The sequence below is a fragment of the Rhodococcus sp. AW25M09 genome, assembly GCF_000333955.1.
Taxonomy (GTDB): Bacteria; Actinomycetota; Actinomycetes; order Mycobacteriales; family Mycobacteriaceae; genus Rhodococcoides.
Genome location: NZ_CAPS01000047.1, coordinates 1 through 22,381, shown reverse-complemented (window position 1 = coordinate 22,381; position 22,381 = coordinate 1). Strand labels below are relative to the sequence as shown.

Here is a 22,381-nt window from a genome sequence, read left to right as displayed (position 1 = left end):
ATCCCCCTGCGACGCGCGCACCTGCTGGTGCGAAGTTCCCCCGCACCGAAACGGTCGATGCGCCGAGATGGGAAATTATCAGCTGGCGGTCGAGTGGGTGACGTTTTCATCACTTACGGGTGCTATGAAAAGTCACAGACTTCGGCCAGGTCGAATGAGGACTCAGGTACCGACCCAGCTCGGGGCACCGACGACAACGGCGGCGACCACCGAAGTGGTCGCCGCCGTTGCTGTCGACGAAAAGATCAGAAGTTGATCATGTGCCCGGCGAGGCCGTGGATCGCTTCCTGCAGTGCCTCCGACAGCGTCGGGTGCGTGTGCACGTTGCGTGCCAGCTCGTTGACCGTGAGGTCCCATTTCTGGGCCAGGGTCAGCTCCGGCAGCAGCTCCGAGACGTCCGGTCCGATGAGGTGGCCACCGAGCAGTTCGCCGTGCTCGGTGTCGGCGATGAGCTTGACGAAGCCGGTGGCATCGCCCAAACCGTGCGCCTTGCCGTTCGCGGCGAACGGGAAGTTCGCGACCTTGATGTCCGAGCCGCGAGCCTGCGCCTCCTCGCGCGCTTGGGCCTCGGTGAGACCGAAGCTGGCGACCTGCGGCTGACAGAACGTCGCACGCGGCATCATCCGGTAGTCGTCGATCGGCAATGTCTCTGCGCCGCCGATGGTTTCGGCCGCCACGACGGCCTGTGCCTCCGCGACATGGGCGAGCTGGAGCTTGGCCGTGACGTCGCCGATGGCGTAGATGTGCGGGACATTGGTCTGCATCGTGTTGGTGATGCCGATGGCTCCGCGATCGGTGAGCTCCACGCCGGTCTTGTCGAGACCGAAGCCTTCGACGCGCGGGGCGAAGCCGACGGACTGCATCACCTTGTCGACAGTGATCGACTCGGTCTCACCGGACTTGTTGTTCTTGACTGCGACGGTGACCTTGGAGCCGTCGTCGTCGATGCTCTGCACGGCAGCGCCGGTCATGATCTTGACGCCGAGCTTCTTGTACTGCTTCTCGATTTCCTTCGACACGTCGGCGTCCTCGTTGGGGAGCGCGCGATCGAGGAACTCGACGATGGTCACCTCGACGCCGTAGTTCTTCAGGATGTACCCGAACTCCATGCCGATGGCACCGGCACCGACGATGAGGATCGATCCCGGCAGATCCTTGGTCATGATCTGCTCTTCGTACGTGACGACGTTCTTGCTCAGCTCGGTTCCCGGGAGCAACTTGGTGGTGCTGCCGGTGGCGATGATCGCGTTGTCGAACGTGACCGTCTCGGTGCCGCCCTTGGACAGCTCGACCTCGATGGTGTTGGCGTCGGTGAACGTTCCCTTGCCGTCGTACTCGGGGATCTTGTTCTTCTTCATCAAGAAATGGATGCCCTTGACGCGGCCGTCGGCGACCTTGCGGCTGCGGTCGAACGCGGCACCGAAGTCGAAGGACGCTTCACCCGAAATACCGAACACCTTCGCCTCTTTGGTGAACAGGTGCGCCAGCTCGGCGTTACGGAGCAGAGCCTTCGAGGGGATGCAGCCCACGTTCAGGCAGACACCGCCCCAGTACTTCTTCTCGATGATTGCGGTGCTGAGTCCGAGTTGTGCCGCGCGGATAGCAGCGACGTACCCACCGGGACCGGCTCCGAGGACAACGACGTCATAGTGTGAGGTCACGGGTCCCGATCGTAGTCGTGCTGCGCCGCACTGTCTCGACCTGGTCTTCGTTACCCGCCGGTAGGCACTCGAGCACACAGCGCTCGACAGCTCTCCTGCTGCTAGAACTGTGGAATGGCAATTTCGGACGACCCGTACCTCTGGCTCGAAGACGTCACCGACGAGAAGGCTCTCGATTGGGTTCGCTCTCGCAACGCCGTGACCACCGAGGCGCTGGCCGGAGACGCATTCGACGTCACCGAGTCTCGTATCCGTGAGGTTCTCGACACCGATGCACGCATTCCGTACGCCCGTCGCCGGGGGCAGTTTCTGTACAACTTCTGGCGCGACGGCGAGCACGTGCGCGGTCTCTGGCGTCGAACCACGATGGACGAGTATCGAACCGAGGATCCGGCGTGGGACGTTCTGCTCGATCTCGACGCGCTGGCCGAGAACGAGGGCGAGAACTGGGTCTGGGGCGGCGCTCAGGTCCTGCGCCCCGATCAGCGGCTGGCGCTGATCACGCTCTCCCGCGGCGGTGCCGACGCGACGGTGGTCCGAGAATTCGACATCGACTCGCGCACGTTTCGCGCCCCGGAGGACGGCGGGTTCGCACTGCCCGAGGCCAAGACCGACATCGGCTGGATCGACGCCGATACCGTCTTCGTCGGAACCGATTTCGGGTCGGGAACTCTGACCGAATCGGGCTACCCGCGAATCGCCAAACGGTGGCGGCGGGGCACTCCCCTCACCGACGCCGAGACCGTCTTCGAAGGTGAAGCCCAGGACATCTCGATCTCTGCCTGGCACGATCGCACACCGGGATTCGAGCGCGACTTCGTTCAGCGCGCCACCGACTTCTACAACTCCGAGACCTACGTGCTCGACGGATCAGCGCTGACCCGGATCCCGACCCCCACCGATGCCTCGACATCGGTGCACGAGAACTGGCTGCTGGTGCGCACCATGACGCCGTGGACGATCGGCGACACGACCCATCCGGCCGGCGCGCTGCTCGCTGCGGAGTTCGACGAATTCATGAGCGGCTCGACAGCCATGACCGTTCTGTTCGCTCCGGATTCGCGCACCTCGCTGCACCAATACGCCTGGACCGAGAACCATCTGCTGTTGGTCACGCTGCGCGACGTGCGAACACAATTGCAGGTCCTCACCCCTCGTGCGCCTTTTGCACCCCTGGAGGGGTGCAAAAGGCGCACGAGGGAGTGGGACACGACCACAATCGAGGGGTTGTCGGAATTGACCACCACCGAGATCGTCGGCACCGACGCCGAGGAGAACGGTGACGAGTTCTTCCTGTCCTCTTCCGGATACCTGACCCCGGCGACTCTTCTGATCGGAACCGTGGGAGCAGAACTGGAGATCCTCAAACAGGCGCCGGCATTCTTCGACGCCGACGGTATGACGGTGGAGCAGTTCTTCGCCCGCTCGGACGACGGAACCCAGATCCCCTACTTCGTCGTGCGCCGCGCCGACACCGGACCAGGTCCCACCCTGCTGTACGGCTACGGCGGCTTCGAGATATCGATGACACCCGGTTACAGCGGGGCGGCCGGCCGTGCCTGGCTCGAGAGAGGAGGCACCTACGTCGTCGCCAACATCCGCGGCGGCGGCGAGTACGGTCCCGACTGGCACACCCAGGTACTGCGTGCCGGACGGCACCTCGTCCACGAGGATTTCGCCGCCGTCGCGCGAGATCTGGTGACCCGCGGCATCACCACCACCGCGCAGTTGGCAGCCCAGGGCGGCAGCAACGGTGGCCTACTGATGGGCACCATGCTGACGAAGTACCCGGAACTGTTCGGCGCGTTGGTCTGCCAGGTACCGCTCCTGGACATGAAGCGCTACCACCTGCTGCTCGCAGGCGCATCCTGGGTGGCCGAGTACGGCGACCCGGACGACCCAGCCGAGTGGGAGTTCATCTCGCAGTACTCCCCGTACCAGAATGTGGTGCCCGCAGCCGAGCGCCGCTACCCACCGATCCTGATCGCGACCTCGACCCGCGACGATCGCGTCCACCCCGGACACGCCCGCAAGATGACCGCGCTGCTGGCAGCACTCGGCCATGATGTGAGCTACTACGAGAACATCGAGGGTGGGCACGGCGGGGCGTCGGACAATGCGCAGCTGGCGTTCAAGACTGCGTTGTCCTACGAGTTCCTGTGGCGGCAACTCGAGCAGGACTGAGGGTCAGCCGGCCAGGGCCTGCTCGAACATCGGCCACGAGTCGTGCAGGTCGTCCTGCCAGTAGCCCCACGAGTGGGTGCCTTTCGGGCGCAACTCGAAGTGAGCAGGTATGTCGAGTCGTTCCAGTGTGGACTTCAACCGTCGGGTGCAGTCGCCGGTGGCGACCTCGATAGCGCCGCCCACCACCATCTGGTTGAGCAGCACGAAACCGGGACCGTTGGGATTGGTTCCGTCGAGGGTGTCCGACGCTCCGGCCAAACCGCTGCCGTTGGAGATGTACAACGCTGTGCCGCGTAGCTTTTCGGCATTGACGATCGCGTCGTTGCGTCGCCAGTCCGGATCGTTGTCCGGCCCCCACATGTTGCTCACGTCGGCCCCCAGCGCCATGGACACGACGGTCTTGACGTACGCCCTGCCCAGGGTGTCGGTGGTAGACGCGCACCCACTGTACGAACCGACGGCTCGATACAGGCCCGGGTTGTGGGCGGCCAGATTCAACACCGAGGTTGCCGCCATCGAGATGCCCGCGATGACGTTGCGGCCGTCGGTGTCCAACAGCTCGTCGATGAGTGGAGGCAGTTCGTCCACCAGGAACGTCTCCCACTTGTTGCGTCCCAGCACGGGATCGTCCTGTTGCCAGTCCGTGTAGTACGAGTAGGCCCCTCCGACGGGTGTCACCACGTTGATGTTCTTGTCGGCGAAGAACGACACGACGTCGGTCTGGGTGTACCAGTCCATGCCGTCGGTTCCCCCGCCCGCGCCGTTGAGCAGGTACAGCGTGGGGCTCGGTGCAGTTCGGTCGGGCGACCGCAGAATCTTCAAACGGATCGTGCGATCCATCGCCGCAGAGTGAACGAACGCGGTCATCGCGACGTCGTCGGCAACCTCGGTGCGCACCACGTAGGACGATGTCGGCGGAAGCGAGATCGGGTCGACGGGGGCTGCGTGGGCGATCGGGTGAACCGCGGCTGCTACACAGGTAGCCACCCAGACGACGGCCAACCTTCTCATCACTGCCGAGCGGAAGAGTCTGACCCCACCGCCGCTTCGATGAACCGAATCCCCCTGGCCGTTCATAGTCGTGCTCACTAACGTCGTCGAACAATTGCTGGTTCAAACACTGTCTACACCAAAACGAACCAGAAGTGTGCAGTATTTACCGAAAGCAAGTGAGATGACCGAAAATTAATCCGAACGTATCAACGGTGCATCCAGTCGGCGACGAGGTCGGCCACCGCTGTGGGATTGCGGATCCAACCATTGTGGCCGAGTTGCTCGTCCACATGTTTCGAGGTGACGTCGGCATTGCCGAGCTTGCGGACGAGATTGTCCATCGAGCCGCGAGGCGCTAGGTCGTCGCCTTCGATGGTCACCGCCAGCACCGGAAGCGTCAGACGGCCCATACGCTCCTCGTAGTCCATGTCTGCCCCCGCCGGCTCGATCGATCCGTTACGCGCGAACCGCGACCAGTCCTCGATGAGGACGCGTGACTGCCGACCGAAGCCGCCGATGTTGATCCGATCCCCCGGCCAGAACCCGGCGATGCTGCTGGTGATTGCCATCGCGGCTGCGCCCACGTACAGCGGGACACCGCGGGTCGTGCCGAAGCCTCGGTGATACGGCGACCCGGACGCCACCAGGATCAATCCGCCGAGCCTGCCCCTGATGCGGGCGGCGTACATCGACCCGAGTTGCCCACCCATACTGTGCCCGAGCAGGTACGGCGTCGCCTCCGGGAACTGTTCCCGAACCACTTCGAAAATCGCGGGAAAGTCGACCGACACCAGTTCCTGATACCCGTACCGACTCGCCGAGCTCGGTTTCGGCTCGCTGTCTCCCTGACCCCGCAGGTCGCCGATGGCGGCATGAAATCCCCGAGCTACCAGTGCCTCGGCGAACAAGCGGTAGTAGCCCCCGGGAATCCCCAGACCGGGAAGAACGACGATCACGGGCGCATCGTCACGGCCTTCGCCGGGAAACAGCGACACCGGCACCGTCGAACCGTCGGGCATCTGAATGGGAACCGTCTGCATCGGGCAACCCTATGCCGAGCAGTCCCCGCCGACGCTGCCGCGGGACCGACGCCGATCCGGGGCGTCGGACTCAGAGGATGATCGGGTGAAAGCTCCCGGTCGACCAACTGAACCAGAACAACTGACTGTTGATGAATCCGACAATTTGTTCGAGCACAATGCCTCCATGATGGTCCCGACGATGCCGGACGTTGGCCGCGCCGGCACTCCATGTGTACCGGACCGCGACCGAATCTGTCGGAGCTGGACAATGTTTCGAACGAACGAATGACCGGCACCTACGACAGGGTGGGTACCGGTCATTCGAGAAAACTCTGGGCGATCAGACCGGGGCGTCGGAGCTACCGGCACTGAACAGTGCGAGGAGGATCTGGAAAATGGATCCGAGGTCAGCGGACATGCGTTGCGCTCCTTCTTCGAGGGGGGTGTGCAGATCGACTGTGACCGGTGTCACGCGATGATCTCTGCAAGAAGATTTCTACCTCAGTGGGTCACGCTTTGAATACGGAAATGACGGTAAAAGTCGAAAATCTTGGTAGCCCATCACAAAACGGTGACGCTACCGAGGTGTCGCGGCCGCCCGGACGACGACCGCGACATCCACGGGACGACTACGCGGCGCTACCGGACGTCAGCACGCCGAGGATCTGTTCGACGACTGCGTCGACAAAGCCCTCGTAGACGCCGGTGGCGATGTCTGAAATGAACTGTGCTGCTGAACCCATGGGATCTCCCGATGCTCGTATGCAAGTACAGCCGTAGGCAATACGACCTCACTTGTTCCTACCGCACGCTCGCCTGCGGCGCATCACTGCGGTGACAATTCGCGACTGCGAAGACATTCTTTCCCCACGCCTCAACGGAGATTGCGACGAAAACTATTCGCCGATCACGTCTTTGGCGCGTCCTACGAGCAGAGGGTCGGTTTCACCGACGATTTCGGGGTCTTTGTTGGCGTAGTCGAACTTGTTGAGCACGAAGCGCATTGCGTTGATTCGGGCGCGCTTCTTGTCGTTGCTCTTGACCACCGTCCATGGCGCGATATCGGTGTCGGTGGCGCGGAAGCTCTCTTCCTTCGCTGCGGTGTATGCGTCCCACTTGTCCAACGAGGCAAGGTCCATCGGGGATAGCTTCCACTGCCGCACCGGGTCGACCTGCCGGATGGCGAAGCGGGTGCGCTGCTCGTGCTGCGACACCGAGAACCAGAATTTGGTCAAACTGATGCCCTCGTCCACCAGCATCTGCTCGAACAGCGGTGCCTGCCTGACGAAGTGGGCGTGCTGCTCGTCGGTACAGAAGCCCATCACCCGCTCGACGCCTGCTCGGTTGTACCAGGAGCGGTCGAACATGACGATCTCCCCGGCCGCGGGCAGGTGCGCGATGTAGCGCTGGAAGTACCATTCCGTCGACTCACGGACCGACGGTTTCTCCAGCGCGACAACGCTGGCACCACGCGGATTGAGGTGTTCCATGAAGCGCTTGATCGTGCCACCCTTGCCGGCGGCGTCCCGGCCTTCGAAGACGATGACGTGGCGTCGCCCGGTCTCCTTGGTCCACATCTGCAGCTTGAGCAGTTCGATCTGCAGGAGGCGCTTCTCGGCCTCGTATTCCACCCGGGTCATGCGTTCGTCGTACGGGTAGTTCTCACGCCAGGTGTCGACGACGTGGCCGTCGGGAACCGTCAGCAGCACAGGGTCGTCGTCATCGGAGTCGTCGACCGTGAAACCCGATGTGTCGGCAAGATCGACTGCCTTGGTGATATCGAGCAAATCGCTCAAATTCGCGCGCGGAGCCTCACCGTTTCGGAGATCAATGTCGGTCATGCGTCGAAAGTTAGTGCTCATCGGTGACCGAACGATGGCGATTCGGTGAACACCTGACGCATCCTGGCTCGGTGACGCCGCTTCCGGTCTGCAAGGGGGACGGACCGGAAGCGGCGAACACTGCCGACCGTAATCCCCACACCGACGACCGGTCCAGCGCCGGCGGCGTAAAAGTCATCGATCTTGTTCAGTGCCCCATTCCAGACGATTCGCTTCTCGGGGTCCATATGGGTGAAAGCCCCGATGTGCCGAAAGGTACTGATGACGCAGACTTTTCACCATGACATTCGAGAGCGGTTCACCCAGAGAATTCACCCTGTCCAGCTCGCACAAGATGATCGGAGGTGTGTGCGGCGGCATCGCGGAGTATTTCGACTGGGACGTCAACATCGTCCGACTCGCTACCGTTGCCGGCGCGGTCCTCACCGGTGGCACCGTAGTGCTGATCTATCTCGCAGCATTGATGCTGATACCGCGTCGTCCATGAGAGCAGTCCGAACACGACAAAACCCCGGACCTGAACAACCGGTCCGGGGTTTTGCAGTCGACTAGCTTGCGGCGCTGGAGATTCCCTCGGCGCTACCGGTGAACAGCCCGGTGATCGCCTCGGCGATGCCCGCGGAGATTCCGTCGCTGATTCCGTCGGTGATGGGGCCCAGGATGCCGCCGCCTTCGGTGCCGCCGCCGAGCAGACCGAGGATGAGATCAAGAAACATGAGGGAGAACCTTTCGAAGGCGTGTCTGTGGCCTGAGTCGGAAGTGTGACCCGGGCGGCAGAAACATAACGTTCCGAACACGGTTCAGTCCATCGTTTCGGACAAAAAGGACCCACCGACTGTTTGACGCCAGAAAACCTACTGGCTGGAACTGATTTTCATCGGTCCTGTGCCTTCCCGGTGATCAACCAACCACAGGGTCCCGCCAGGTCGTCGGCCTCGGCCGGTCCCATCGAACCGGGTGCGTAGCTCTTCACGGCGGGCGGGTCGTTCAACAACGGTGCGGCCACGTCCCACACGTGAGCGAGACCGTCGGGCCGGGTGAACAGCGAGCGGTCGCCGCTGAGCACATCGAGGATCAGGCGCGAGTACGGGCTGAGCGGCTCGGCATCGGGCACCGACTTCAGCGGCAGCGCCAGGTGTCCCACGGACAGGTCGAAGTCCGGCCCCGGTTCCTTGACCGTCATCGCCATGTCGATGCGGCCATCACCGGACAGGTCGAACGAGAGCACCGCGCCGTCGTCCGGCAGCTCGCCCAGCGGACTGTCCGACGGCTTGCGGAACACCAGCGAGACGCGCTGCTCGCTGACACCCAGCATTTTTCCGGTGCGCAGCAGGAACGGAACCCCACGCCAGCGGTCGGTGTCGACCCACAACTTGGCCGCAACGAACGTGTCGACCGTCGAGTTGTCGTCGACACCCTCGACGTCGAGGTAGCCGTCGTACTGACCGAGGACCACCTCGTCGGTGTCGAGCGGCCGGAACTGTCCGATCACCGTCTCGCGAGCCGATTGCAGATCGTCGGCCTTCAGAGATGCAGGCGGCTCCATCGCCACCTCGGCCGCGACCTGGAACAGGTGGGTGACGAGCATGTCCAGCACAGCACCGGTGGCGTCGTAGAACTCCGCACGGTCGTCGATGTCGAGCGTCTCGGGTACGTCGATCTGCACCTGCTGCACATGCTCGGCGTTCCAGATACCGCTGATCATGCCGTTCGCGAACCGCAGTACGTGCAGGTTCTGCGTCGCTTCCTTACCCAGGAAGTGGTCGATTCGATAGACCTGGTCTTCCTCGACGACCTCGTGGACGGCCTTGTCGAGTTCTTCGAAATTGCGCTGCGAGGTACCGAAGGGCTTCTCGTAGACCACTCGTGCGCCGTCGGCCAGGTCGTGTGCACCGAGGGCTTTCGTGTAGTCGACGAAGGTGCTCGGCGGAAGCGCGATGTAGTGCACGAGCTGGGCATCGTCGCCGATCTTCTTCTTCACCTCGGCGACGACACCCGGCAGATCACCGGGATCGTCGACGGTGAAGCCGTTGCCCGCAAAACGAATTCGTTCGGAGAACTCGGACCAATCGTCCTCGGCCACGTTCTCGGCGAACTCGTCGAGCCCCTTGCGCACGTGGTCGCGGAACTCGTCGTCGGAGGTGTCCTTACGGCCGTTGCCGATCAGGACCCATTTCTCGGGCAGCAGCCCTTCGAGGTGGAGTTGGTAGAACGACGGCAGGACCATTCGCTTCGCGAGGTCTCCGGTTGCGCCGAACAGGACGAATACAGTGGGTTGAGAGGACGCCATGACCTCCACTATGCACCGCATAGGCCGACGAGGTGAGAGTGCACGAAGATGACCAGATCACGGTTTCACGGTGAGATCTACGGGGTAGGGACGACGTCGGGTGTGCGGATCGTCGTCGGACATTGGACGAGGTCGCCACTCGGGGAGTTCACCGACGTCATGATCCAATTCGCGGACGGACGACGCCTACTCGTCGCACCCAACGAGGACGTTCGGGAATTCGTCACCGCCACATACACATTCGACGCCACCGAACTCGTTCCGGTGACTTTTGCCGCCGAGCCGGACGGCCTGGGTCGTTCCGCGGGCTCCACTCCCGGCGGATGGCGATCGGTGCAGGCCGGCGACCTCTCGGTGCGGATCCGCGTTGCCGGACCCACCGTTCTCGGCCGCGCGTTGACCCTCGTCCCCGACGCGGTGTCCACGGCACCGTGGTTCTGCGCGATCAGCGACCCCATCGCCCGTGTGGTGCTGCGGGGAGTACGTACCCGCGGCAGCGCCGGTGGGGGCCGACGCGAGTACTACGGCGCTCGCGGACAACATCGCGTCATCGATGTGCAGGCATCCTGGCAGGGCAAAGACCTCGGTTCGCTCACACCCGTCACTCCCCCGGTGACATTCGGGTTCGGTAGCACCCCCGCCGCACCGTCGGTCACCACCATCACCACGACGATCGACAGTTAGCGCACTGGGGGACGAAGGTCCCTCGGTGTCGGGACGTACGGGGCTGTTTGCCCGGGCATGCCGCGGACAGGGTTGTGGCGTGAGTCTTACCGCGCCACCTCGTCCTGCCCATCCCGCACTCTCGCCGGCCGCCGAATCTGTGGTTCGAGCCACGGCCGGCGTGGTGGCGGAACACTCCGAACAGATCAGTGCGCGCTTCTACGAGTCGATGCTCGGCGAGCGCCCCGAGCTGTGGCGACTGTTCAATCGCGCGAACCAAGAAACCGGCGAGCAGAGTAGGGCCCTTGCTGCGTCGGTAGTGGCCTATGCCGTCCAGCTGATCGACCCGGATGCACCGTCGTTCGATCCGGTGCTGCGCCGCATCGCGGGCAAACACATCACACTCGGCATCACTCCGGAGCAGTACACCCTCGTCGGCCGGCACCTGCTCGGTGCCGTGGCCGACATCCTCGGAGCCGCGACCACCCCGGCGATCGCAGCAGCGTGGGACGAGGTCTACTGGCTTTTCGCCACCCAGCTCATCGCAACCGAAGCGCGTCTGTACGCGGCCGCAGGCATCGACCCGCACAATCCGTTGCGGCCCTATCGCGTCGTGCGACGCACGCAGGAAAGCCCCGGCACGGTCTCGCTCGTCCTCGAACCCGCCGACGGCGCACCACTCCCCGCACCCGCTGCCGGCCAGTACGTGACTGTGTTCGTCGACCTCGCCGACGGCACCAGACAGCCGCGCCAGTACAGCGTCTCCTCGCTCGCGTCCGATACCCGCCTCCAGATCACGGTGGCGCAGGTGCGCAACGGTCCGCCCGGACAGGTGTCGACCCACCTCCAGGACTCCGTAGCGGTAGGAGACATTCTCGAAGTAAGCGGTCCTGCAGGTGATTTCGGTGTACCTGCTGGTGTCGGTCCACTGTTGATCGCAACAGCCGGCGCCGGGATCACCACCGTTCTACCGCTCGTCGAGCATCTCGCCCGCACCCAGCCCGACCGGCCCCTGACGCTCGCCCATGCCGACCGCAGCCGATCCGACCACGCGTTGCGCGGTGAGATTGCCACTACCGCAAAGGCACTCGACGACGTGGTCTCTCACTCCTGGTACGAGATCCTCGATGCCGACGACCCGACGTCAAACGTGGGTTTGATGGACCTCGAACTGATCGACTTCACCGCGGACACCCACGTGCTCAGCTGCGGGCCACTGCCGTTCCTGCGCGCCGTCCGCCTCGCGGCGCTGGGGCGTGGCGTGCCCCCGGAGCGCATCTCCTACGAGGTGTTCGGACCGGACCTCTGGTCTCCCGCCACGGTGACAGCATGAAGAAGATTTCGCTCGACGCCATCGCACGCGAGAAGATTGCCGAGGCCACCGCTGCGAATTCGCGTCGGTCGGCGACATCGGTGTACGGCGGCCACGAGCACACACTTCGCCAGACGCTCATCGCACTCGCGGCCGGCGCGGAACTGTCCGAACACAACAACCCCGGAGAGGCCACCGTGCAGGTCCTGTCCGGACGTATCGAGCTGGTCAGCGGTAGCGACGTGTGGAGCGGAACGACCGGCGACCTGTTGACCGTTCCCGATGCACCACACTCACTGCGCGCCACTACCGATGCGGCTGTTCTGCTGACCACCGTGGTCACCGCCGCCTGAATTACGGCCCCAGGACCACCGCCGCGCCCACCCGGCGCAGATCGTCGAGAGCTGCGGCGGAGGTCTCGGGCGCAACTCCGGCGACGAGGTCGGTGAGCACGCGAACGTCGAAGCGGCCGGCAACGGCGTCTTGGGCCGAGGCCAGGACGCAGTAGTCGGTGGCCAGCCCGACGACATCGATGTCGGTGACCTCGTTGGCGGTCAGTACTTCGGTGAGGCTCGTCCCGTCCTCGGTGACACCCTCGAACGCCGAGTACGACGGTTTGCCCTGCCCCTTGTAGACGTGGACGTCCACGGAGCCGGTGGCGTAGTCCGGGTGATACTCGGCACCGACTGTGCCTGCGACGCAATGCACCGGCCACGTGGTGACGAAATCCGGGGCGGCGGCGGTCGCGAAGTGACCACCGTTGTCGTTGCCGGCGTCGTGCCAATCGCGCGAGGACACCACGAGGTCGTACTCGTCACCGTGGCGCGCCAGATACGCACTGATTTTGCGTGCGACCTCCGCACCCCCGGTCACCGCCAGCGCACCGCCCTCGGTGAAGTCGTTCTGCACATCCACTACCAACAGAGCACGTGTCATGGACCCCAGTATCCTCGACGCGTGCACGTATCGTCTCTGGTGACCTACCCCGTCAAGGGATGCGCAGGTGCCGCGCTCGATTCTGCCCGCGTGGGCGCCACCGGTCTCGAACACGATCGGGCGTTCATGATCGTCGACGCCGACGGCGCGTTTCGCAGCCAACGCAGCGACCCCGCGCTCGCGCTCGTGCGGTGCTCGGTGACGGACACCGCATTGACTCTCGAACACCCGTCGACCGGTTCGGTGACCGTGGCCGTCGACCGGGACTCGGCAGCGCGCGAGGTCACCATGTTCGCCGCGCCGATGCGCGGGATCGATCAAGGAGACGAGGTCGCAGACTGGCTCGGAGAGGTTCTGCGAGAACCCTCGAGGCTGGTCGCAGCGCCGCATGACCTCGGCCGCATCACCGACGGAATATCGCCCGGCTCAGCGCAATTCGCGGACAGCTCGGCTGTGCACATCCTCTCGACCGCCACGCTTGCCGGCCTCAATTCCAAGCTCGACGTCGCATTGCCGATGGATCGCTTTCGCCCCAACATCGTGATCGACGGCTGGGAAGAACCCCATCGAGAAGACGAGGTTCGAGAAGTCGGCATCGGATCCGCTCGCCTCGCGTACACCAAACTGGCCATCAGGTGCGCCGTCACCACCGTCGAACAGACGACCGGTGAGCGGGCCGGCCCCGAACCCCTGCGCACGCTGGGCACCTACCGCCGCGCTCGACAGAAGGGCGTCGCCTTCGGGTCGAAGTTCTCGGTGGTGCACGAGGGCACGGTGACAGTGGGCGACGAACTAAGCGTCGAGACCTGGGGCGAGTCGGAACTCTAGCTCGAACGGCATGTGATTGGCCCAGCCGTTGCGCGCCCGCAGCGAAACATACTGCCCTGCATCGACTGTCACCGTCCGTCGGCCGGTACCCAGCGCAACTTTCGTGCCACGGTAACGAATGAACGCCGTCACCTCATGAGCACCTGGCTGCACCTCGTAGCTCGACGACTCGGACCACGACTGCCGATGCTCGGTGCCGTCGATGGTCACGAACGGCCGGGCGAACGTGCGCACCAGCGATGCATTCACCCAGTGCGGGGCGAACTCGATCTCCAGAATGCCCATAGTTACCCAGAGTAACGGTTACGCGTGGGCATGGTGCCCTGGCTGTCGACTGTTCGCTCCGGCAATCGCATTCCCGACTACGAGAAGCAATTGTGGACAACCATCACACTGGCTTCCGAAGCAATGAGCGCCGCCAACTGGATCCGCGCCTGGCCCGCCCGCAACTCCCGAGAGAACACCGCGCCCGCGTCGAGCAGATCGTGCCCACCGCCACCGCCGCCGTACGTCGACGAGGTCTCACCGAACGGCACTCGCGTGGTGACGACCACGTGCACCCCGGCAGCCACCGCCTCCCGCACCGCACGCACGACGCGGGCATTGGTGTTCCCCGAGCCCAACGCCTCGAGCACGATGCCCGACGCCCCGGCCCCGCGGCAGGCTTCGATCTGTGCACCGTCTGCGCCCGGATACAAGGCGACGATGTCCACCCGAACACCGGCAATAGGCCTCCACTGCAGAGGATTCGGTCGAGGTAGCGCCGCCGACCGGAACGCATCGAGCTCCGAGGTGTGCTTCTTGATCGCACCGCGAGCGGCCAGCAATCGCCCGCCGAAGGCGATCAGCACGCCATGTTCGGACTGCGCCGCCGCAACTGCCGCGGCGATGTTGCTCGGGCCGTCCGGATCGGGATGATCAGCCGTTCGCTGCGCGCCGGTGAACACCACCGGGCGGTCGTCTTCGTGGAACAGATCGACATACAGCGCCGACTCCTCCATCGTGTCGGTGCCGTGCAGCACCACTACGCCCACGCAGCCGTCCTCGGCAAGCGCATCCGACACCGCCTGGCGGATGGTGTCGAGATCCGAGAGGTCCAACGCGGAGCTGTCCTTGGACATCACCTCGCGCACCCGAACACCGTCGACATCGGCGCCGAACCCTGCCACCGGACGAGACACCCCGTGCTCGTCGCGACTACTGGCGATCGTGCCGCCGGTGGTCAACAACGATACGTGCTCACTCACTACGGGCAGCCACCTCTCGAATTCTGTTGCGGCACAGGTACCAACCGCCCACCAACATCGGTGCGATGATCAGGATCGACGCCACGGTCCAGGTTCCGACGGGTTTGTCGAAGGCCATCAGCACCAGTACACACGCCAGGAAGCCTAGCGTCGCGATTCCAGTGTATGGGGCACCGAACATCCGGAACGTCGGTCTCGTCACCGCCCCGGTTCGCGAAAGGGACCAGAACTTCAGCTGGCAGGCCACGATGACCGCCCACGCACTGATGATGCCGAGCGCCGCCATATTGAGCACGATCTCGAACGCCTGCGCGGGAACGATCGCATTGAGCACGACACCGAGGAGCGTCACCACCGAGGTCAGGGCGATCCCGCCGTACGGCACACCGGCCTTGTTCATCCGGGCCGCGAATTTCGGAGCCGAACCCGCCACGGCCATCGAATGCAGAATTCTTCCGGTCGAATACAGCCCGGCGTTGAGCGAGGACAGCGCCGCTGTGAGCACGACGAGGTTCATGATCGCATCGGCCCCTTCGACGTCGATGGCACCGAAGAAGGTGACGAAGGGACTCTCCCCCGCCTGGTAGCTGGTGTACGGCAAGAGCAGCGAGAGCAGCAGCACCGATCCGACGTAGAACACCACGATGCGGACGATGACCGTGTTGATCGCCTTCGGAATGACCTTTTCCGGATTGGCCGTCTCACCCGCGGCGGTACCGACCAGTTCGATGGAGGCATAGGCGAAGACGACACCTTGGATCACCACGATCGCGGGAAGCAAACCGTTGGGGATGAGACCACCGTTGTCGGTGAGGACGCTCAGTCCGGTGGCCTGCCCGTCGATGGGCGTGCCGAAGATGACGTAGTACACACCGATCGCCAGGAACGTCACCAGTGCAACGACTTTGATCAGCGCGAACCAGAACTCGAGCTCACCGAACACCTTGACCGACACCAGATTCAACCCGAGTACCAGAATCAGGCCCGCGAGTGCGAACACCCACTGGTCCACGTCTCCGATCGGTGCCCAGTACTTCTTGAAGAAATTCATGTACAACGCCACGGCTGTGACATCGACGACGGCCGTCATCGCCCAGTTCATCCAATAGAGCCAACCGGCAACGAAAGCGACTTTCTCACCGAAGAACTCACGAGAATAGGAGACGAACGATCCCGATGTGGGACGGTGCATCACCAGCTCGCCCAGCGCACGCAGTATGAGGAAGGCGAAGAAACCGCAGAGCGCATACACCAGCACCAGCGCCGGCCCGGCATCACGCAGCCGCCCACCTGCGCCGAGGAAGAGTCCGGTGCCGATCGCGCCACCGATAGCAATCATCTGAATCTGACGCGGTGCCAGTTCTTTTCGGTACCCGAGGTCTTCTTCGCTGAAGGCCCTACGATTCTCGATGCTCATGTGCCGCTACCTCGTCGACGTCTCGGGAGCATCTGCATGCTCGACTGGAGCCACCCGCAGGTTGGCGAGATGCTCGGGACTGAGTAGTCGATCCAGTTCCTCGCGGGCCAACAGTCCCTTCTCGAGTACGAGGTCGACGACGTTGCGGCCGCTGACGAGAGCTTCCTGGGCAATAGCAGTGGATTCCACGTATCCGAGATAGGGGCTCAGTGCGGTGACCAGACCGATGGAGTTCTCCACGCGCTCCCGCAGCAGGTCTACGTTGGCGGTGATGCCGTCCACGCATCGATGCGCGACGGTGCGGCACGCGGCACTCAGGTGCGCCATGCCGTCGGACAGGGATTTGACGATGATCGGCTCGAAAGCGTTGAGCTGCAACTGCCCTGCCTCGGCGGCCATCGTGATCGTCACGTCGTGGCCGATCACCTCGTACGCAACCTGGTTGAGCACCTCGGGAATGACGGGATTGACCTTGCCGGGCATGATCGACGAACCGGCCTGCATCGGAGGAAGATTGATCTCGTTGAAGCCGGCCCGCGGACCGGAGGACAGCAGCCGCAGATCGTTGCAGATCTTCGACAGCTTCACCGCAACGCGCTTGAGCACACCGGACAGGTGCACGAACTGGCCCACATCCTGCGTTGCCTCGATGAGATCCGTCGCGGTGACGAGGGGCAGGCCGGTGATGGTGCGCAGATGCGCGACGGCCGATTCGGTGTACCCGGCGGGGGCGTTGAGACCGGTGCCGATGGCGGTGGCACCGAGGTTGATCTCGTGCACCAGCAGCGCTGCTTCTTCGAGCCGCGAGCAATCCTCGTCGATCATGATCGCGTACGTGCCGAACTCCTGGCCGAGAGTCATCGGCACCGCGTCCTGCAGCTGAGTGCGGCCCATCTTGACGACGGTGGCGAACTCGGATGCTTTGCGGCCGAACGAGTCCCGCAACACCTTCATCGAGGCGATGAGTTCGTGCACGGCGAAGATGGTCGCGATGTTCACCGACGTCGGGTACACATCGTTGGTGGATTGCGAGGCGTTCACGTGCTCGTTGGGGTGCAGCATGCTGTAGTCGCCGTGTGCGTGCCCGAGGATTTCCAGGGCCCGGTTCGCGATGACCTCGTTGGCGTTCATGTTGGTCGAGGTGCCCGCGCCGCCCTGGATGACGTCGACGACGAACTGATCGTGCAGATTGCCGTCGAGAATCTCCTGGCAGGCCGTGCGGATGGCCTCGCCGCGGGTGGCGTCGAGGATTCCCAGATCTTGGTTGGCCGACGCGGCCGCCCACTTCACCGCCGCGAGTCCGCGGACTAGGTGGCCGTTGGTGGAGATCGGACGCCCGGTGATGGGGAAGTTCTCGAGGGCTCGCAGAGTGTGGATTCCCCAATACACGCTCGTCGGGATATCACGTTCCCCGAGAAGATCTTTCTCGATGCGGGTATCGGCCACGGTTGCGCTCCTAGGTGAGGGTGTCCAGCTGTCCGGCTGTCTGACAGGTTAAGTGTGAACCAGGACACTCGTCACGTCAACACCCGGCTTGACCCGCACGAAACCGGAGGGGACGATCCAGACATGAACCTGTCCGACAGCTGGGCGGTCAGTCCGCCGATCACCACGAGGGTGAGCGCCGCCGAGGCCGTGTTCGCGGACCTGCGCGATGCGATCGTGTCAGGCCGGGTGGCCGTCGGTGAGAAACTGCCTGCCGAGGCCGCGCTGGCCACACGCCACAGCGTCAGCCGCTCGGTGATCCGCGAGGCCCTCAGATCCTGCACGGCCCTGGGTCTGACCGAAACCAAAACCGGCCGAGGAACGTTCGTCATCGCCGATCGGGTGACCGGCGATCTCGACATCGGAAACTATGCGGCCCGCGAACTCATGGAAGCGCGGCCACACGTCGAGATTCCCGCCGCCGGCTGGGCGGCCGAGAGGCACACCGAGGAGGATCTGCAGATCCTGCTCGGACTGACCGAGGAGATGCGCGGGGAGGACGACCAGCAGACCTGGGTCACACTCGACGGCCAGTTCCACACCGCCATCGCCAGAGCCAGCAAGAATCGCGTGTTCGAGGCGATCATCGTCGATATCCGCGGCGCGCTGACCCGCCAGTCCGAAACCCTCAACCTCGTCGCGCATCGCCAACAGCAATCCAACCGCGAGCACGACGCGATCGTCGAGGGCATTCGCTCGGGCAGCTATACCGCCGCTGCTCAGGCCATGACCGACCATCTGAGCGCCGTCCGCGGCGCTGTGGAGTCACTGCGCGGGTGACGCTGCGCGGCCGCCCGATGGGCCGGGAGTGGAGCCTGCGGAACGACCCCTGCCAACCGGGAGTGGAGCCTGCGGAACGACCCCTAGCAACCGGGAGTGGAGCCTGCGGAACGACCCCTAGCAACCGGGAGTGGAGCCTGCGGAACGACCCCTACTAAGCTGCGAGCCGTGACGAAGGTACTGAACTCCCTCCCTGTCGGCGAACGAATCGGCATTGCATTCTCCGGCGGCCTCGACACCTCGGTGGCCGTGGCCTGGATGCGCGAGCACGGCGCTGTCCCGTACGCGTACACCGCCGACATCGGCCAGTACGACGAACCGGATCTGTCCGATGTACCCGAGCGCGGCCTGGCCTACGGGGCCGAGCAGGCCCGGCTCATCGACTGCCGTGAGCCGCTCGTCGAAGAAGGCCTGGCCGCACTGACCTGCGGCGCGTTCCACATCCGATCGTCACTGCAGACGTACTTCAACACCACCCCGCTCGGCCGCGCGGTGACCGGCACCATGCTGGTGCGCGCGATGCAGGAGGACGGCGTCTCGATCTGGGGCGACGGCTCTACCTACAAGGGCAACGACATCGAGCGGTTCTACCGCTACGGCCTGCTCGCCAACCCGCAGCTGCGGATCTACAAGCCGTGGCTGGACGAGGCGTTCGTGGCCGAGCTGGGCGGTCGACACGAGATGTCGCAGTGGCTCACCCAACGCACACTCCCCTACCGCGACTCCGCCGAGAAGGCGTACTCCACCGACGCCAACATCTGGGGTGCCACCCACGAGGCCAAGAGCCTCGAGTACCTCGACACCTCCCTCGAGATCGTCAGCCCCATCATGGGTGTCCGATTCTGGGACCCGGAGGTGGAGATCGCCGCCGAGGAAGTCACCGTCGAGTTCGAGCGCGGACGACCGGTACGCATCAACGGCAAGGGTTTCGAGAGTCCCGTCGACCTCGTCATGGAGGCCAACGCTATCGGCGGTCGACACGGTCTCGGCATGAGCGACCAGATCGAGAACCGCATCATCGAAGCCAAGAGCCGCGGTATCTACGAGGCACCCGGCATGGCGCTACTGCACATCACTTACGAGCGGCTCGTCAACGCCGTCCACAACGAGGACACCGTCGCGTCGTACCACAACGAAGGCCGTCGACTGGGCCGGTTGCTGTACGAAGGACGCTGGTTCGATCCGCAGGCACTGATGCTGCGCGAGGGCCTGCAGCGCTGGGTCGGCAATGTCGTCAGCGGCAGTGTGACGGTGCGGCTGCGCCGCGGCCAGGACTTCACCATCGTCGACACCCAGGGCACCAATTTCAGCTACCACCCCGAGAAGCTGTCGATGGAACGCAGCCAGGGCCAGGCATTCTTCCCCGGCGATCGCATCGGCCAGCTGACCATGCGCAACCTCGACATCGCAGATTCGCGCAGCAAACTCGAGCAGTATGCGGAGCAGAATCAACTCACCGCCTGGGGCGACCTGATCGGCGAACTCCCCGCAGGCGGAGCCGAGGCCATCGCGGCCAGCAGCGCCGGCACTTCCGTGGATTCCTCCGCCCTCGATCACGCCGCCATCGAGTCCGGTACCGACTGATCCTGTTTCGCGAGCTCGCAGTTAGGTACAGATTTCAGCCGATTTCCCTACATAACTGCGAGTTCGGCGGTCAGTCTTCAGCGGGCTCGGTGAGCCCCTGATGCTCGTCTCGCTCCGCCCATTCGAGTAGCTCGTCGATCGCGAACACCGCGTCATCGATACCGGCATGCAGGTCTCCCAGCTCGGCAAATCTGGCCGGCACCGTGAACATCGTGAATTCGCGCGGATCGACGTCGGCTACCTCCTCCCAGGAGATCGGCGTCGACACCGTCGCCTGTTGATTTCCGCGCACCGAATAGGCGCTGGCGATGGTGTGGTCGCGGGCATTCTGGTTGTAATCCACGAACAGTTTCGACGGGTCGCGATCCTTGCGCCACCACGTGGTCGTGACGTCCTCGGGCGCTCGGCGCTCCACTTCCCGCGCGAAAGCCAGTCCCGCCCTTCGCACGTCCTTGAAACCATGTGCCGGATCGATGCGCACGTAGATGTGCAGTCCGTGCCCGCCCGAGGTTTTCGGCCAGCCGACCGCTCCCAGATCTTTCAATACTTCGTGCACTACGCCTGCAACGCGTCGGACCCGGTCGAAGGGGCAGTCGGGCATCGGATCGAGGTCGATGCGCCACTCGTCGGGCATCTCGACATCGGCGCGGCGGCTGTTCCACGGATGAAACTCGACGGTGGACATCTGTACGGCCCAGGCCACGTGCGCCAACTCCGTCACGCACAGCTCGTCCGCGGTGCGGTTGTAGCGGGGGAACGTCACCTGCACCGTCTCGAGCCACGGCGGCGCACCGTTCGGAACGCGCTTCTGGTGCACCTTGTCTCCGGCCAGACCCTTGGGAAAGCGATGCATCATGCACGGCCGCTCCCGGAGCGCGCGGACGATCCCGTCGCCGACGCTCAGGTAGTAGTTCACCAGATCGAGCTTGGTGGCACCGCTCTCGGGAAAATACACACGATCCGGATTGGAGATTCGTACGACGCGGTCGCCGACCGGAATCTCGAGCGCAGGTGAGCTGCTGGCCATAAGACCGAGGGTAGGCGATCTGTCCCGACAGAGGCTTGCCATCTGCACATTCGGGTACACCCGGCCGAGGGCGCGACAATTACACCAGCACGATCGATACGAGGAGAAACGATGATTTTCATCACCGCCAAGTTCAAGGTCAAGCCCGAGCATGCCGACAACTGGCCCGAGATCTCCCGCGACTTCACCCAGGCGTGCCAGGCAGAAGACGGATGCATGTGGTTCTTCTGGTCGCGGACCCTCGACGACCCCACCGAGTACGTCCTCGTCGAAGCGTTCAAGGACGGAGATGCCGGCGGCGCACACGTGCAGTCGGATCATTTCAAGCAGGCGCAGAAGGATCTCCCGCCGTACCTGCAGGAAACTCCCAAGATCATCAGCCAAGAGGTGGACGGCACCGATTGGAACGAACTCGGCGAGCTCGCGGTCGACTAGGTCGTTCGCTCGAATACGTTCGTCGATCGAGCTCAGGGCGTTTCGGTCGGCAGTGACGAGACCGGCGTCGAGTGTCTTTCGACGAGGTCTCTGGCGAGCTGACCGATGCGTTCGCGGGCTGCATCCGGGGTGAGTACCTCGATGTGGTTACCGAATTGGAGGAGCTGACGCACTGACTCGATGTCGGGGTAGCGGACGACGACAGTGCACCGACCGTTCTTCGCCTCGGAGACATGATGGACGCGGTTGCCGAGAATGCGGCGCGCCAGGTCGAGCCCATGTTCTGGTAGGCGGACGGTCACGCTCACGCGATCTTGCCCCTCGGTGCGCTCCTTCAGTGCAGACCATTTGGTATCCAGGGTTTCGCTTGGTCGGAGAACTGCCGGAGCATCGAGTTGTTCGTAAGCCGAAAGTCGTTCCAGAGCGAACAGCCGACCTTCCCCCTGGTCATCGGCGATCAGATACCAACGGCCTGATGTCGCCACGAGCCCGTATGGGTCGACCACCCGAGACGAGGTCTGGTTCTCGGCGCTGCGCCGGTATTGGATTCGCAGCCGTCGTCGGCGTCGCAGCGTCGAGGCCAGATCCGATACGTCTACCGCTGCCTCTGAGTCGGCGAACCACGCGGTGCTGTCGACCAGCACCAGGTCCGCCAGCGCCACCATGCCCGGTGACT

24 protein-coding genes are annotated in these 22,381 nt (G+C 64.0%); 10 read left to right on the top strand and 14 right to left on the bottom strand.

The genetic code is table 11. The features are described from left to right. Positions 1-245: 245 nt before the first annotated feature. A complete protein-coding gene (gene lpdA / locus RHODMAR_RS08635) occupies positions 246-1,661 on the bottom strand; it encodes a dihydrolipoyl dehydrogenase (RefSeq protein WP_008713517.1) in 1,416 nt (471 codons plus the stop codon). A gap of 114 nt (positions 1,662-1,775) precedes the next feature. Between lpdA and RHODMAR_RS08630 the strand changes: the two genes are divergently transcribed. After that, a complete protein-coding gene (locus tag RHODMAR_RS08630; RefSeq protein WP_008713515.1) occupies positions 1,776-3,845 on the top strand; it encodes a prolyl oligopeptidase family serine peptidase in 2,070 nt (689 codons plus the stop codon). A gap of 3 nt (positions 3,846-3,848) precedes the next feature. Here the strand turns inward: RHODMAR_RS08630 and RHODMAR_RS08625 are convergent, their stop codons facing one another. From RHODMAR_RS08625 to ppk2, 4 genes are all read right to left on the bottom strand, one after another. Then, the gene (locus RHODMAR_RS08625) at positions 3,849-4,856 is read right to left on the bottom strand and encodes an alpha/beta hydrolase (RefSeq protein ID WP_042938498.1); all 1,008 of its coding nucleotides are present in this window, start codon (positions 4,854-4,856) and stop codon (positions 3,849-3,851) included. 188 nt (positions 4,857-5,044) lie between these two features. Further along, entirely contained in the window at positions 5,045-5,878 is an 834-nt protein-coding gene (locus tag RHODMAR_RS08620) for an alpha/beta hydrolase family protein (protein ID WP_008713511.1), read from the bottom strand. Between the two features lie 322 nt (positions 5,879-6,200). Further along, positions 6,201-6,332, bottom strand: coding sequence for a hypothetical protein (locus RHODMAR_RS29385; protein WP_269744622.1), 132 nt, complete (start codon positions 6,330-6,332; stop codon positions 6,201-6,203). A gap of 424 nt (positions 6,333-6,756) precedes the next feature. Then, positions 6,757-7,701 (bottom strand): polyphosphate kinase 2, encoded by a 945-nt coding sequence (gene ppk2 / locus RHODMAR_RS08615; protein ID WP_042938477.1) that lies wholly within the window; start codon positions 7,699-7,701, stop codon positions 6,757-6,759. Between the two features lie 23 nt (positions 7,702-7,724). On the opposite strand from ppk2, the gene RHODMAR_RS28200 reads away from it, so the two are divergent. Both RHODMAR_RS28200 and RHODMAR_RS08605 read left to right on the top strand, forming a co-directional pair. Beyond that, complete coding sequence (locus tag RHODMAR_RS28200; protein WP_157226033.1) at positions 7,725-7,985, top strand: hypothetical protein; 261 nt, start codon at positions 7,725-7,727, stop codon at positions 7,983-7,985. After that, on the top strand, positions 7,982-8,188 hold the full coding sequence (locus RHODMAR_RS08605; protein WP_008713505.1) for a PspC domain-containing protein: 207 nt from the start codon (positions 7,982-7,984) through the stop codon (positions 8,186-8,188). The genes RHODMAR_RS28200 and RHODMAR_RS08605 overlap by 4 nt, the downstream gene beginning before the upstream one ends. Before the next feature lie 61 nt (positions 8,189-8,249). Here the strand turns inward: RHODMAR_RS08605 and RHODMAR_RS28195 are convergent, their stop codons facing one another. Beyond that, the gene (locus RHODMAR_RS28195) at positions 8,250-8,417 is read right to left on the bottom strand and encodes a hypothetical protein (protein ID WP_008713504.1); all 168 of its coding nucleotides are present in this window, start codon (positions 8,415-8,417) and stop codon (positions 8,250-8,252) included. Positions 8,418-8,575: 158 nt separating this feature from the next. Further along, entirely contained in the window at positions 8,576-9,991 is a 1,416-nt protein-coding gene (locus tag RHODMAR_RS08600; RefSeq protein ID WP_008713501.1) for a glucose-6-phosphate dehydrogenase, read from the bottom strand. Positions 9,992-10,039: 48 nt separating this feature from the next. On the opposite strand from RHODMAR_RS08600, the gene RHODMAR_RS08595 reads away from it, so the two are divergent. From RHODMAR_RS08595 to RHODMAR_RS08585, 3 genes are all read left to right on the top strand, one after another. Continuing rightward, positions 10,040-10,675 (top strand): hypothetical protein, encoded by a 636-nt coding sequence (locus RHODMAR_RS08595; RefSeq protein ID WP_042938475.1) that lies wholly within the window; start codon positions 10,040-10,042, stop codon positions 10,673-10,675. A 79-nt stretch (positions 10,676-10,754) separates the two neighbouring features. After that, entirely contained in the window at positions 10,755-11,987 is a 1,233-nt protein-coding gene (locus tag RHODMAR_RS08590; protein ID WP_051047895.1) for a globin domain-containing protein, read from the top strand. Next, positions 11,984-12,319: a cupin domain-containing protein gene (locus RHODMAR_RS08585; RefSeq protein WP_008713495.1), complete on the top strand. Its 336-nt coding sequence runs from the start codon at positions 11,984-11,986 to the stop codon at positions 12,317-12,319. Before RHODMAR_RS08590 ends, RHODMAR_RS08585 begins: the two co-directional genes overlap by 4 nt. A gap of 1 nt (position 12,320) precedes the next feature. Here RHODMAR_RS08585 and RHODMAR_RS08580 read toward each other — a convergent pair whose 3' ends face one another. Further along, positions 12,321-12,902, bottom strand: coding sequence for an isochorismatase family protein (locus RHODMAR_RS08580; protein ID WP_008713492.1), 582 nt, complete (start codon positions 12,900-12,902; stop codon positions 12,321-12,323). A 21-nt stretch (positions 12,903-12,923) separates the two neighbouring features. Between RHODMAR_RS08580 and RHODMAR_RS08575 the strand changes: the two genes are divergently transcribed. Beyond that, on the top strand, positions 12,924-13,730 hold the full coding sequence (locus tag RHODMAR_RS08575; protein WP_008713490.1) for an MOSC domain-containing protein: 807 nt from the start codon (positions 12,924-12,926) through the stop codon (positions 13,728-13,730). Here the strand turns inward: RHODMAR_RS08575 and RHODMAR_RS26915 are convergent. From RHODMAR_RS26915 to aspA, 4 genes are all read right to left on the bottom strand, one after another. Continuing rightward, positions 13,695-14,015, bottom strand: coding sequence for a hypothetical protein (locus RHODMAR_RS26915; RefSeq protein ID WP_008713488.1), 321 nt, complete (start codon positions 14,013-14,015; stop codon positions 13,695-13,697). The genes RHODMAR_RS08575 and RHODMAR_RS26915 overlap by 36 nt on opposite strands. 77 nt (positions 14,016-14,092) lie before the next feature. Beyond that, positions 14,093-14,977: an asparaginase gene (locus tag RHODMAR_RS08565; protein ID WP_008713487.1), complete on the bottom strand. Its 885-nt coding sequence runs from the start codon at positions 14,975-14,977 to the stop codon at positions 14,093-14,095. Then, entirely contained in the window at positions 14,970-16,394 is a 1,425-nt protein-coding gene (locus RHODMAR_RS08560) for an amino acid permease (protein ID WP_008713485.1), read from the bottom strand. The genes RHODMAR_RS08565 and RHODMAR_RS08560 overlap by 8 nt, the downstream gene beginning before the upstream one ends. A gap of 6 nt (positions 16,395-16,400) precedes the next feature. Next, positions 16,401-17,840, bottom strand: a complete 1,440-nt coding sequence (aspA, locus tag RHODMAR_RS08555) for an aspartate ammonia-lyase (RefSeq protein ID WP_008713483.1) — start codon at positions 17,838-17,840, stop codon at positions 16,401-16,403. Between the two features lie 123 nt (positions 17,841-17,963). Between aspA and RHODMAR_RS08550 the strand changes: the two genes are divergently transcribed. Then, positions 17,964-18,659 (top strand): FadR/GntR family transcriptional regulator, encoded by a 696-nt coding sequence (locus tag RHODMAR_RS08550; protein ID WP_042938471.1) that lies wholly within the window; start codon positions 17,964-17,966, stop codon positions 18,657-18,659. A gap of 168 nt (positions 18,660-18,827) precedes the next feature. Beyond that, entirely contained in the window at positions 18,828-20,243 is a 1,416-nt protein-coding gene (gene argG / locus RHODMAR_RS08545; RefSeq protein ID WP_008713480.1) for an argininosuccinate synthase, read from the top strand. 70 nt (positions 20,244-20,313) lie between these two features. Here the strand turns inward: argG and ligD are convergent, their stop codons facing one another. Next, entirely contained in the window at positions 20,314-21,270 is a 957-nt protein-coding gene (gene ligD / locus RHODMAR_RS08540) for a non-homologous end-joining DNA ligase (protein WP_008713479.1), read from the bottom strand. Positions 21,271-21,381: 111 nt separating this feature from the next. Here ligD and RHODMAR_RS08535 point away from each other — a divergent pair, with 111 nt between their 5' ends. Next, a complete protein-coding gene (locus RHODMAR_RS08535) occupies positions 21,382-21,705 on the top strand; it encodes a putative quinol monooxygenase (protein ID WP_042938470.1) in 324 nt (107 codons plus the stop codon). Positions 21,706-21,737: 32 nt separating this feature from the next. Here RHODMAR_RS08535 and RHODMAR_RS08530 read toward each other — a convergent pair. Continuing rightward, positions 21,738-22,381 (bottom strand): WYL domain-containing protein (locus RHODMAR_RS08530; protein WP_008713476.1); only part of this gene is annotated, 644 nt, incomplete at its 5' end.

What these genes read in the sequence shown, in the direction of transcription:
- RHODMAR_RS08550 (WP_042938471.1), top strand. Translation starts at nt 17,964, where the DNA reads ATGAACCTGTCCGACAGCTGGGCGGTCAGTCCGCCGATCACCACGAGG.
- RHODMAR_RS28195 (WP_008713504.1), bottom strand. Translation starts at nt 8,417, where the DNA reads ATGTTTCTTGATCTCATCCTCGGTCTGCTCGGCGGCGGCACCGAAGGC.
- RHODMAR_RS08560 (WP_008713485.1), bottom strand. Translation starts at nt 16,394, where the DNA reads ATGAGCATCGAGAATCGTAGGGCCTTCAGCGAAGAAGACCTCGGGTAC.
- RHODMAR_RS08580 (WP_008713492.1), bottom strand. Translation starts at nt 12,902, where the DNA reads ATGACACGTGCTCTGTTGGTAGTGGATGTGCAGAACGACTTCACCGAG.
- ligD (WP_008713479.1), bottom strand. Translation starts at nt 21,270, where the DNA reads ATGGCCAGCAGCTCACCTGCGCTCGAGATTCCGGTCGGCGACCGCGTC.
- RHODMAR_RS26915 (WP_008713488.1), bottom strand. Translation starts at nt 14,015, where the DNA reads ATGGGCATTCTGGAGATCGAGTTCGCCCCGCACTGGGTGAATGCATCG.
- RHODMAR_RS08625 (WP_042938498.1), bottom strand. Translation starts at nt 4,856, where the DNA reads ATGAGAAGGTTGGCCGTCGTCTGGGTGGCTACCTGTGTAGCAGCCGCG.
- RHODMAR_RS08600 (WP_008713501.1), bottom strand. Translation starts at nt 9,991, where the DNA reads ATGGCGTCCTCTCAACCCACTGTATTCGTCCTGTTCGGCGCAACCGGA.
- RHODMAR_RS08630 (WP_008713515.1), top strand. Translation starts at nt 1,776, where the DNA reads ATGGCAATTTCGGACGACCCGTACCTCTGGCTCGAAGACGTCACCGAC.
- RHODMAR_RS08585 (WP_008713495.1), top strand. Translation starts at nt 11,984, where the DNA reads ATGAAGAAGATTTCGCTCGACGCCATCGCACGCGAGAAGATTGCCGAG.
- RHODMAR_RS08595 (WP_042938475.1), top strand. Translation starts at nt 10,040, where the DNA reads ATGACCAGATCACGGTTTCACGGTGAGATCTACGGGGTAGGGACGACG.
- RHODMAR_RS08620 (WP_008713511.1), bottom strand. Translation starts at nt 5,878, where the DNA reads ATGCAGACGGTTCCCATTCAGATGCCCGACGGTTCGACGGTGCCGGTG.
- RHODMAR_RS08535 (WP_042938470.1), top strand. Translation starts at nt 21,382, where the DNA reads ATGATTTTCATCACCGCCAAGTTCAAGGTCAAGCCCGAGCATGCCGAC.
- ppk2 (WP_042938477.1), bottom strand. Translation starts at nt 7,701, where the DNA reads ATGACCGACATTGATCTCCGAAACGGTGAGGCTCCGCGCGCGAATTTG.
- RHODMAR_RS08605 (WP_008713505.1), top strand. Translation starts at nt 7,982, where the DNA reads ATGACATTCGAGAGCGGTTCACCCAGAGAATTCACCCTGTCCAGCTCG.